Here is a 12,325-nt window from a genome sequence, read left to right on the forward strand (position 1 = left end):
TGACAACTCATACACGTATATGGACGCTGAAGGCGTCTTTGGACGTGGTTTGGCTACTTGCGAGGGATATCACGAAGCCTATGCGATGCTGCTCAATAAAGTTGGGATAGAAACACGTCGCGTGGACAGTTTTGGCGATGCACATGTTTGGACCGGCGTAAAACTCGATGGTAAATGGTACAACGTAGACACTACGTGGAATGATTCCAGCTACGCCTCCTATAACGGCATTGACATGAGGCGCCTTTACTTTGCACTTCCCACCTCATTGATGCGTGCTGTCCATAAAGGATGGGACGGTGCCTATGCCATCTCATATAATTCGCGGGCTCCTTTTGATGCAGATTCTTATGAGGATAACTTCTTCATTCAATCGCGCGAAATATCCAAATTCACCAAGCCCTATGTTGAAGATGCCTCCGGCGCTTATAGCGTGAAAGCCCACCTTGCAGCACAAGAAACAAGCTTCTCACTATCATTACCTACGGAAAACATCTCCTGGCCATCCAATTTCAAGGAAATTATCTACGCACTCGTAGCCTATCAACTCGGCAAGGAGGACTGGGGCAATCCGAATGTTAAGCTTGCCGCCGAATATAGCAGCAATACCCTGAACTTCAGTGTTTCATACAGCAATACGGACCCTACACCCGATCCGCCGGTGTCCAAACAAGACATAGCAAATGCGACGATTTCCTCGATACCGGCGCAAACCTATACGGGCAAGGCAATCACGCCACAACCGGCAGTAACCCTGGGTGCGAAGAAACTCGTGGCAGGAACGGATTACACGATCACCTACGCTAACAACGTAAACGTGGGAACCGCCACCATCACCATCAAGGGAATGGGCAACTACACGGGCACGAAGACCGCAAGGTTCACCATCGTGAAAGCGCAGGACCCCACGCCCACGCCCACGCCCGATTCGAAACCTGATCCTACGCCTGACCCAACACCGACGCCAACCCCCCAACCCGACCCGACTCCGACACCCGATCCGACGCCGGAGCCCACGCCTACGCCAAACCCGGATCCAGCCACTCCCGAAATCGCAACAACGGTCATGCATCGCCTCTACAACCCCAACTCGGGTGAGCACTTCTACACCGCCAGCGAGGTCGAACGCGACCACCTCGTCGGCGTAGGCTGGAACTACGAAGGAGCGGGATGGACCGCCCCGACCCAATCCAGCACACCCGTATACCGGCTCTACAACGCCAACGCCGGCGACCATCACTACACCACGAGCGTCGTCGAGCGGGACTACCTGGTGAGCGTGGGCTGGAATGACGAGGGCATAGGGTGGTATTCTGACGACTCCCAACGCGTGCCCCTGTTCCGCCAGTACAATCCAAACGCAATCGCAGGGTCGCACAACTACACTACGAGCAAAGAGGAAACCGACATGCTCATCGGCATCGGATGGCATGACGAGGGAATCGGATGGTATGGAGTATGAGAAAAGCACAGCATAGCAAGAAGACCTCGAGGCGCCGCATCTGGGCACGCCTGGGAGCGATTTCCTCCACGTGCGTTGCGGCCATGCTCGTCTTTGCGTTGAGCTTCGGCACAACGATCACGGGCATGCCGGCGCATGACGCAACAGATATCGCTTCCTCATCCCAAAGCGCTGAGCAGGCCCTCGCGCCAGACGGCACCACAGCGGTATCGGATGGTGCCCCCACCAACGACACGAAGCCGGAGACAACCTACTACGCTTCCTTGCCTGAAGACGAGTACGCAGCGAACACCGTCATCGTCTCCATCGACGGTGCGCAGGACATCGAACGCATAGCATCGCAAGTCGATGCGCTTGACTCCACGGCAAACGTCTCGGTTGACGCAAGCGATGCCGAATTCGGCTTTGTCAAGCTCACCTATGAGGGCAGCGCCAGCTCCGGCGAGGTGGCAGATCTCCTGTATGCCCAGGGCGTCGAAGCCCAGCCCAACTTCAAGTACTATGCGCTTGCCTTGGACGATGAAGAAACCGATGCTGCCACGGTAGCCGATGCAGATTCCTCGCTGACGGCCCAGGCAACGAATCTCAACGACCCAAACTCGGGTGAGCAGTGGGGCCTCAACATCATCCGCGCATATGATGCCTGGGATATCGCGAAGGGAAGGGCCAATGCCAGCGCGCCGCGTCCCGTTGCCGTCGCGATCATCGATTCCGGCTGCATGGTCGACCATCCCGACCTCAAAAACAACATCGTCGGCGCCTACGATACGCGCACGGGCGGCACGAACGTTACCGACGACCAGAATCACGGCACGCCAGTCGCCGGCATTATCGCCGCAGAGGCGAATAACAACATCGGCGTTGCCGGCGTCTCGTACAACGCAGGACTCTACATTGTCAGGGCGTTGCACAAGCAGGGCAACGAGTTTGTCGCCGAATCGACCGACGTCCTCAAAGCCTACGAGAACGTCATCGCCAACAAGAAACTCGGAGACACCAAGATCCGCGTCGTGAACATGAGCCTGGGCAGCAAGCGCACGGGCAGCCTCGGCGAAAAGGACATGGCCGTCATGCGCAAAATCGACGAGGCATACACCACCCACGACATCCTCACCGTGAGTGCAGCGGGCAATCAAGACGGCACGCTTCCCTACCGTTGCTATCCGTGCGACTTCTCCGACAACGTGATCGGCGTCATAAACCTCGAGCGAAAAGATAACGGATCGATAGTTCGCAACGAGCAATCGAACTACAACACGCTCGGCGCCCAATCCAAGCAACTCTCGGCCCCGGGCACGAGGATCTACACCACCACAAACAACGGAGGCTACGGCACCAAGACCGGAACATCCATGGCCGCCCCCTGCGTATCGGGTGTCGCCGCGCTCGCCTTTGTCGCCAACCCCCAATTGAGCGCCGCCAGCGTCAAGAACATACTCTGTTCGGCTGCCGACGACATCAACACGCCCGGCTTCGACAGCTTCACCGGATACGGAAAAATCAACGCCTATAACGCCGTCCAGCTCGCCAAGGGCGTGGCAGACGTCACGGGTCCAGACTCGGTATACATAAACAGCTCGATCAGCCTGAACTGCCCCGCGGCAAGCGGCTGGACCTCGAGCGATCCTTCTATCGCTACAGTTACCAGCAGCGGACTTGTACGAGGACTCAAGGCGGGATACACGACCATCAGCGTGAAATCGGGAGACAAGACGCTCAAAAAGACCATCGCCGTCTACGATGGCAGAATCACGGGGCCCGGCACGATCCAGTCGAACTACATCGCCCAATACAAGGTCGACTGCAGCATCGACGGCACGTGGAGCTTCGAGCTTGGCGAAAACTCCGCCGATGCGACCATCACCGCAGATGGCAAGCTGACTGCCAAGCAGGTGGGCAAGGTAACCATCGTCGCCAAGCTCGACTCCAACCCAAAGATCAGCGTGCAGCTCCCCATAACCGTCCAACAGGGGCCCGTCACCGATGTCGAAGACGGGAATCCAGGAGCCCCCGGCACCAAGATCATGTTCCGCCTCTATAACCCCAATTCTGGCGAGCACTTCTACACCGCCAGCGTCGTGGAGCGCGACCACCTGATCAGCGTGGGTTGGAACGACGAGGGCACCGGCTGGACCGCTCCGGAAAACTCCAGCTCGCCGGTATACCGACTCTACAACGCCAATGCCGGTGACCACCACTACACGACGAGCGTCGTGGAGCGTGACCATCTCATCTCCGTGGGCTGGAACGACGAGGGCATCGGCTGGTACTCCGATGATGCGCAAGCCGTGCCGCTGTATCGCCAGTACAATCCCAATGCCATCGCGGGTTCGCACAACTACACCACGAGCACGGTGGAACGCGACCATCTGATCAGCGTCGGGTGGAACGACGAGGGTATCGGCTGGTACGGCATGTAGATTCCCGTCATTCCGAGCGGAGCGAACGCCCTCCCCTGTCATTTCGAGCGAAGCGAAGCGGAGTCGAGAAATCTCGCCATCTGGAGATCTCTCCATTACGCGGTCTGACGACCGCTCCAGTCGAGATGACAGGGGGAGGGCGGGCCTTCGGCCTTTGTGATGGGGCGCAGAGGCGTTGTCTCGTCGGCGGCACATTTTGCAGACCCTGTAGAGCGACTGTGAACTTTTTGTGCAAGAGAGTCGCATTAGCATCTATTGCACGCCGATAAACACGGAAAAGGTTACATTTGCCTGCCGTTTTCCCGCCAAATGTGACTCTCTTACTGCGGAAACACGACTTCCGGGGATATAATCGCACCATGAAAACCGGAGCTCACACCAACGGCACGAAGTCCCACGTGCGTAGCCGTTTACGCGCGGTTCTCTCCACATGCCTTGCAACGGTGCTTCTATGCGCGATAGGCGGTTTCTTTTTCATCAGGGAATCAGGGCCCCAACAGGAGCCTCCCGCAGCCACCGAAGCTGTCACGGCTGATGGCCACCAAGCATCCTCTGAAGACCAACCGCAACCACAGGAAACTCGCAGTGACGAGGATATCGCCCGCGATATCGAGCTCGGCTATGTCCACGATGAGCTCGTGCTCTCCTTCGAACCCGGCACGAGCGCCGACAGCATCAACAAAACGCTTGCTTCCTATGACTTTGCCGCAACAAAGGACGTCTCGGACCAGGATCTCGACAACGGCTTCGTCAAGGTCGCCCTCGTCGATGGCGCCACCGTGGAAGACTCCGTCGCGACTCTCAAAGCATCGGGATTAGCCGCCCAGCCCAACTACCTCTACGAAGTTGCCGAAGGTGATTTACCTGCGGAAGCAGAAGTAGGCGCGCTGCCGAACATCGAGCCCAACGCGGCCGTCACCATCAATGACCCCGACCGCGGAAACCAGTGGGCACTTGACTCCCTGGACGCCTACAAGGCCTGGGGCATCACCAAGGCAGGCGAGACCGCCGAGGGCACGGCCCGCGCAAACCGCGTTTCCGTCGCCGTCATCGACACGGGATGCACGATCGGGCATATCGACTTGAAGGACAACGTCCTTGCCTCCTACAACGCGAAAACCAACCAGACTGGTGCCGCCGCCGTCGCCGACACCAACAGCCACGGTACGCATGTGGCCGGAATCGTCTCTGCCAGAACGAATAACGGCGTTGGTGTTGCCGGCGTCTCATATAACGCCGGTCTCGTTATAATCAACGCCACCAACGGTGGTACGGGCGAGGACAGACATATGTTCGAGTCGACCACCTTGGCACAGGCGTATACCTGGCTCTTCCGGCAATCGACCGTGGACAGCTCCAAAACCAATGCCGAGTACTACAACGTCCGCGTCATCAACATGAGCCTTGGCGGCAAGCACAGCGCGAACTTCGTGGACGATGACATTCTGACGACGAAAATCAGGCAGGCCCGCAATGGCATCTGGGTCGACTCCAATCGCAACGAAACCCACCACGACAGCATTCTCACCGTCACGGCGGCCGGCAATGCGGGAACCGATGCACCAGTCCCCTTCGTCGACTATCCCGGCGATCACGAATCTTGCCTCACGGTCATCAACCTCGAGCAAACCTATGGATGGACCACCACGAATAACGTGGTCGGCCGTCATGCCGATTCGAACTATAACGTCGACAACACCCGCATCAAGAACATCAGCGCACCGGGCACGAAAATCCGCAGCACCCTGAATTCTGCCGGATCCTACGGGTCCAAGAACGGGACTTCCATGGCCGCGCCCTACGTTTCGGGTATCGCTTCCCTGTTCTTCACGGAAAACCCCGACCTCACCGCTGACCAGGTAGTCGACCTCATCTACGCTACGGCCACAGACATTGACGACCCCGGCTGGGACCGTGAGACCGGCTACGGCGAGATCAACGCCTACCATGCTCTCCAGGTCATCAGCGCCCAGCTCGGCGGCAGCGAGAACATCGAGTACAAGAACCGTCAGGCCGTCTCCATCGAGTATGGCGACGGAACGGGCTGGGAAACTTACGGCTCGACCGAGCAATGGGAATGGAGCATCGATAACTCCGACACCATCGAGATGACGGTCGATCCGGATACGCAGACCGTCTCGCTCGTAGGCCAGAAGCCGGGTTCTGCCACGGTTACCGCAACGTTCAAGGACATAGACGGCAATCCCGTGGAGGGCATCTCCATCAGCAAGACCTATACGGTCATGCCCCTCGACATTTCGAAAGCCACCGTGACGGTCCCCGGCGAGCATGCCTATACCGGCCATGAAGTCGAGCCCAAGCCCCTCGTGTCCATGAGCGGCACCGAGCTCATCGAAGGCGTCGACTACACCGTGACCTATAGCGACAATGTCGAAATCGGCCAGGCCACGGTCACCATCACGGGCATCGGAAATGCCGCCGGCACCGCGAGCGGCACTTTTTCCATCGGCAAGGCGGACATCTTCCCGGCCACGCTCAGCTCGATAGCGCCCCTCCCCTATACCGGCGAGGCGCACGAGCCCACGCCCACCGTCACGCTCGCGGGCTTTGGCGCGCTTACCGAGGGCACTGACTTCATCTACGAGTACGAGGACAACGTCAACGCAGGATCCGGCAAGGTGCATGTCGTCGGCATGGGCAACTTCAAGGGCTCGTCCAGTTGGCTCCTCTTCGACATCACGCCCATCGATGTTGCCGGCGCAACGATTGATGACATTCCCTCCGCAGATTACACCGGCAGCGCCATCGCGCCCGATCCGGGCGTCACCATCAACGGCAAGACACTCGTCAAGGGCACCGATTACACGCTTTCCTACGCCGACAACGTGAATGCCGGCACTGCCAGCATCACCGTCACGGGCATAGGCAACTACGCGGGTACACAGACCAAGAACTTCACGATTGCACCACTCGACATAAGCGCTGCAATTGTCTCCGGCGTGGAGAGCTCCTACGCCTTCAGCGGGGCCGAAATCAAACCAGCGGTTACCGTCGCGCTTGACGGCAAGACGCTGGGAACCGACGCATATGACATCGTCTATGCCGACAACCTGAATGCTGGCACTGCACGCATCACCCTCACCGGTAAGGGCAACTATACGGGCACAATCACGAAGACCTTCGACATCACGCCCATCCGGTTGGAAGACGCGACTATCGAGCCCATTGGCGAACAGCCTTGGAGGGGCGGTGCCGTCACGCCGGTTCCCGTCATCAAGGCCGGTGACATCGAGCTTGTCGTCAACCGCGACTTCACCGTCACCTACAGCGACAACACCGGTACCGGCACCGCAACGGCCGTCATCACCGGCAAGGGCAATTGCACGGGCACGGTGACACTCACGTTCACCATCGTCATGGTCATCCTGCCGGAGATGGTCTCGGCCATTCCCGACCAACCCTACACGGGAAGTGCCATCGAACCAGGCATCACCGTGGCGAGCACTGGCGTGACGCTCGTTCGCAACGAGAACTACTCCGTCGAGTTTTCGAACAACGTAAACGCAGGCACGGCAACGGTCACCATCAAGGGCCTCAAGGGAATCCAGGGTGAGGTCACCACGAGCTTCAAGATCACACCTGTTAACCTTGCGTATGCCGCCATCGGGCCCGTTGACTCGTACATCTACACCGGTAATGCGGCGACGCCCACGCCCTACGTCTATCTCTACGGCTTTGGCGACCTCGAGGCCAACAAGGACTTCGTCTACGAGTACCAGGGCAACGTGGATGCGGGAACGGCGCAGCTGCGCGTCGTGGGCAAGGGCAACTTTACCGGGACCACCGACTGGCGCGACTGCAGCTTCACCATCAACAGGAAAGACATCTCGTCAGCCACGGTGAGCATCGCGTCGCAGCCCTACACCGGTAAGGCCGTCACGCCGGATCCGACTGTGAAGATCGACGGAAAGACGCTCGTGAAGGGCACTGACTACCGCGTAAGCTATTACAACAACCTCTACACGGGCGATGCCACCGCCGTCATCGAGGGGCGCGGCAACTATCGAGGCTCCAAGGAGGCGAGATTCGAGATCACCTCCTCCCTCGCGTCCTGCTCCGTATCGGTGAGCAGCGTCACCTATTCGGGAGCGGCGCAGATGCCGGCCGTCACCGTCCGCGACAACGGTAACGTCCTCAAGGAGGGTACGGATTACGCAATCGAGGGCTACTCGAACAACGTGAATGCCGGCACGGGCACGGTGGCGCTCGTCGGCAAGGGCAAATACGCGGGCAAGACGACCGGCAGCTTCAGCATCAGGCCACGCTCGCTCGCGGATGCCACCGTGAGCATCGCGGCGCAGACGCACACGGGCAGCGCCCTCACGCCGAGCCCGACCGTCACGCTCGGCGGCTTTGGGGAGCTCGTGGAAGGCCGCGATTACACGCTGAGCTACGCGAATAACGTCAACGTGGGTACCGCGAACGTGACCATCACGGGAACGGGCAACTACGTGGGAACGACGACGGCGAACTTCGCGATTACCGAATCGGCGTCAAAGCCGTCGGAATCCGATGCGAGCGTGTCCATGCAGCGCCTCTATAACCCCCACAGCGGCGAGCACTTCTACACGGCCAGCGCAGCCGAGCGCGACATGCTCGTAAATGCCGGTTGGAACTACGAGGGTTCTGGTTGGACGGCACCGGAGCGCTCGAACACGCCGGTGTACCGACTCTACAACGCCAATGCCGGCGATCACCACTACACGACGAGCACGGTCGAACGCGACGCGCTGCTCGCGGCAGGCTGGGCTGACGAGGGCATTGGTTGGTACTCGGACGACCAGCAGCGCGTGCCGCTCTACCGTCAGTACAACCCCAATGCGGTCGCCGGATCGCATAACTACACGACGAGCATCGAAGAGCACTGGCAGCTTGTCGGCGTCGGCTGGCAGGACGAGGGCATCAGCTGGTACGGACTGTAGAGGCCGGAGGGCAGGGTCCTCACTCCCCCATCACGCGGTAGACCTCGAGCTCCCAGCGGCGTCGGTTGGCGCGCGCCACGGAGTCCAGGATGGTGCCGGCGGCAAACGAGAGCGCCGCGCACAGCATAAGCGCGACGGCGAGAACCGCCGAGGGAAGCTTGGAGACGTAGCTCGTGTCGAGGTACTCGGCGACGACCGGGACGCCGACGATGAGCCCGAGCGCGACGAGGACAACGGACACCCAGCCGAAGAACGCCATGGGGCGGTAGTCGCGGAACAGGCTCGCGATGGCGGCGAGCACGAGCATGCCGTCGGAGTAGGTCGACAGCTTGCTCTCCGATCCCTCGGGGCGGTCGCGGTAGTCGATAGGGACATCGACGACGCGCCAGCGGCGGTCGACGGCCCAGACCGAGATCTCGGTCTCGACCTGGAAGCCCTCCGACATGACGGGCATGGTCTTGACGAAGGCGCGCGAGAAGGCGCGGTAGCCGGTCATGACGTCATTGGAGGAATAACCGTAGAGCAGGCGAATGAGCCTTCGCACGAGGTTGTTACCAAACTTATGGAAACGGCGCCCGTTTTCTGCATCGTAGGAGCCGTTGGAAATGCGGTCGCCCACAACCATGTCGGCATCGCCATCGACAATGGGCGCCAACAAACGGACGGCCGCCTCGGCGGGGTAGGTGTCGTCGCCGTCGACCATGATGTAGTAGTTGGCATCGGCATCGCGGAACATGGAACGCACGACGTTACCCTTGCCCCGGCGCGGCTCGCGGCGCACGACGGCGCCCGCGGCGGCGGCGATGGCGGCCGTGTCGTCGGTGGAGGCGTTGTCGTAGACGTAGACCATGGCCTCGGGAAGCGCCGCGCGGAAGTCCCTCACTACCTTGGCGATGGTGGCAGCCTCGTTGTAGCAGGGGATGAGGACGGCAACGCCAAAGCCGCGGAGGGCGGGAGTAGGCTGGAGGCTATCAACAGAGCGTTGCGTAGAGCTATCGGACAAGATGCGTTACCTCACATGGACAGCTGGGAGGGGTATCAAGTGACTACAGTATACCGCGCAGACAAAGTGAAACTTGCTAAGGCTTTCTGCAGACCGCAGCTTGGGTATCCATGAATTGCTTTCACTCCAAAGCCACTCCAAAGTTATTTTGGCAAAGAGTAATACTGCGAGGGATCATTTGAGCTGTTCCCGTGTCACACGAGCAGCCTCTTTTCGACCAGGGGCTTAAGCGTTTTAGAACTAAAGACTGAGATCTGTCCCGGCTCTTCCAAATTCCATTGATTTGCCAGATAGGATACGGGTTCAAATCCGGACCAGCCGAATGGTCCAGCATATCGCCCAGACGCCCAATCCAGAAGCGAAGCCTTGCAGAGGCATGCGCCGTATCTACGTATGCCCTGCAATGCCTTACTTCAATACGAGCGGACTATCTTCAAGTCTCTCGATAAACACATTCAAAAGATCGTCCAGATAGGCGAAGAAATCCCTTAGAGAGCTGGTTTTTATCAGACCGTCTTCATTTTGGAAGTACTGGATGTTCTCAAAGAATCGCTCTCTCATACGCAAAAGACCGTGACGTGCTCTTTCTCGCGATTGCCCCGAGGGTACAACGACATCGTAAACAACAAGCAGTGCGGAAAAATCAACAGCAATAGGAACACGTTTCACCGGGTTCAGGCTTGCTGAATGGACGGGATAGTTCTGCTCGAGAATCCGTACCGTGCCTGTTCTCGATCTAGACCTATGCCTTACGTTCAGGGAGTTTAGGAGGCAATCATTATGGGCGGCAGCATTTCTTAATGTCTGCACGCTTCTCAGCAAATTTTTTATATCTTTGCATGTCTTCGCTTCGTCAGCGGCACTGGAAAGCAGCCCGTCTTTCATGAAACACATCTTATAGAAAGATATAGTTGTGCCAAAGGTGAGCAATTCTACTAAACACCAATATGGCGGAACCTTACCCTCATATTTTTCTGCCAAACCCTTTGAGTAGGGCGAATTGAGCATGTTTTTAACCGAGTCAGCGATATGATTTGGATTGATATTGTGCAACACGCTGTCTATCTGCTCTTTAATTCCATTAGCCGTTTCTACGATATCATCGATAGGCGCATCACTTGATAGCATCGCACACTTTCCGGCAATTTCATTAATGTGATGAAGCGCTTCTTCAGCGGTCAGGTTTTCCTTTTGTTGCTGAATGGCGGAGCGTTTTGATTTGCTTATGAACGACGCAGCGAGCTCGTATGGGTCGACTTGGCATTTCATGGCTCCACGATTTATGCGCACCTTTAGATAATGCTCGATATCTAAAGTTAAATTGAGAATTTCATCCCTGAACGCTTTGTCGAGCCTCGACAACTCAACAAGCTCACCGAAGTCAAGACTAATATAGGTACCCTTTTTACTATCAACTTTCTGGTAAGTCTCGTAGTTTTTGCAAAACGCCTTGAGCTTGAAGAGAAAGACCTTATTCTCAAGAAACCGTTCAGCATCTTGTTCCTTTATCAGGTTGAATGTTATGCCCTTGTTCTTCTTGAGGAAGTCGACTTGTTGAGCGGGAGACAATAGCTTTTTATCCACGTTCTTCCTTACATTGAAAAAACGCCCTGACACGCGGGCGCATCAAGGCGTTAAAAGCGCAGAGCGCTTTTTGGTTCGAACATAGAATAGCATACGGTGATTTATGAGATGTTGTGGATAAGTGGAATATTCCGACGAAATGCCATCCTCTCCTACAAAACGACATCGCATAGTTGGATTTTTTCGAATAAATATTTAAGCGGAGTCTCGTAGTTGTCCACATATTTTGTGAATAGTGACAACAGGTATACAAGATATGGGGATAGGAGGATGTAAGTAGGGTGCTTTGACACGTATCTTTGAAGCATTTGATATTGCTCGTGAACGAATCCCGATGGCTAAGAGCATTTAACGCGTCTCTGCGTTTTAGTTTCCTGTTTCGATAGATCAGAGAATGCGGACAAATAGAACTTGTCGATTTCAGATGCTCAGCTCTAAGGCATCTTAAGGATTTCGTATGCGCTATTAATACGTTTGAGGCACATTAGACCAACCAAGAAGAAGTGCGAGAGCAGACAAGTTACCAAGCCGGTTATCCAGGAAAATCTACCCAAAAAGACGATAAGCATGACAAGCAAGAAGCCCACACAGATTATCCACGCAATATCGGAGAAAAGCTCATCAATCAGCCGCCTTTGCCGTGACTCACTAAAATATGTTTCATTGCTTAGCTGAATCCTTGTTTGATAAAGCATAATCGCCACCGCGCACATCAACGCAGATATAGTTGCAACCACCGATGCGATTATCCCCAAATCTAAACATAGATTAAATAAGGCGCAAATTACGCCAATGAGAATAGGGAGAACTAACTGAATCAGGATATCAATTATTGAAATGCTATTCGTATCCGAATTTCTTAGCGTACGAAAGTATCCATGGAAAATGTTAGCCAAGGAAATCTTTGACATAT

6 protein-coding genes are annotated in these 12,325 nt (G+C 56.7%); 3 read left to right on the forward strand and 3 right to left on the reverse strand.

Going from position 1 to position 12,325, the window contains the following annotated elements:
• The first annotated feature begins 19 nt into the window (after positions 1-19).
• From DBY20_05675 to DBY20_05685, 3 genes are all read left to right on the forward strand, one after another.
• A complete protein-coding gene (locus DBY20_05675) occupies positions 20-1,462 on the forward strand; it encodes a hypothetical protein (GenBank protein ID PWL79351.1) in 1,443 nt (480 codons plus the stop codon).
• Positions 1,447-3,882 carry a hypothetical protein gene (locus DBY20_05680; protein PWL79352.1) on the forward strand — a complete coding sequence of 812 codons (2,436 nt, stop codon included), beginning with the start codon at positions 1,447-1,449 and terminating at the stop codon, positions 3,880-3,882. The genes DBY20_05675 and DBY20_05680 overlap by 16 nt, the downstream gene beginning before the upstream one ends.
• 359 nt (positions 3,883-4,241) lie before the next feature.
• Positions 4,242-8,825 (forward strand): hypothetical protein, encoded by a 4,584-nt coding sequence (locus DBY20_05685; protein ID PWL79353.1) that lies wholly within the window; start codon positions 4,242-4,244, stop codon positions 8,823-8,825.
• A 19-nt stretch (positions 8,826-8,844) separates the two neighbouring features.
• On the opposite strand, the gene DBY20_05690 is transcribed toward DBY20_05685, so the two are convergent.
• The 3 genes from DBY20_05690 to DBY20_05700 all read right to left on the reverse strand — a co-directional run bounded on the left by DBY20_05690 (position 8,845) and on the right by DBY20_05700 (position 12,323).
• Positions 8,845-9,828 carry a glycosyl transferase gene (locus tag DBY20_05690; GenBank protein PWL79354.1) on the reverse strand — a complete coding sequence of 328 codons (984 nt, stop codon included), beginning with the start codon at positions 9,826-9,828 and terminating at the stop codon, positions 8,845-8,847.
• Positions 9,829-10,236: 408 nt separating this feature from the next.
• On the reverse strand, positions 10,237-11,445 hold the full coding sequence (locus DBY20_05695; protein PWL79355.1) for a hypothetical protein: 1,209 nt from the start codon (positions 11,443-11,445) through the stop codon (positions 10,237-10,239).
• Between the two features lie 401 nt (positions 11,446-11,846).
• A complete protein-coding gene (locus DBY20_05700; protein ID PWL79356.1) occupies positions 11,847-12,323 on the reverse strand; it encodes a hypothetical protein in 477 nt (158 codons plus the stop codon).
• Positions 12,324-12,325 lie beyond the last annotated feature (2 nt).

Source organism: Coriobacteriia bacterium (assembly GCA_003149935.1).
Classification (GTDB): Bacteria; Actinomycetota; Coriobacteriia; order Coriobacteriales; family QAMH01; genus QAMH01.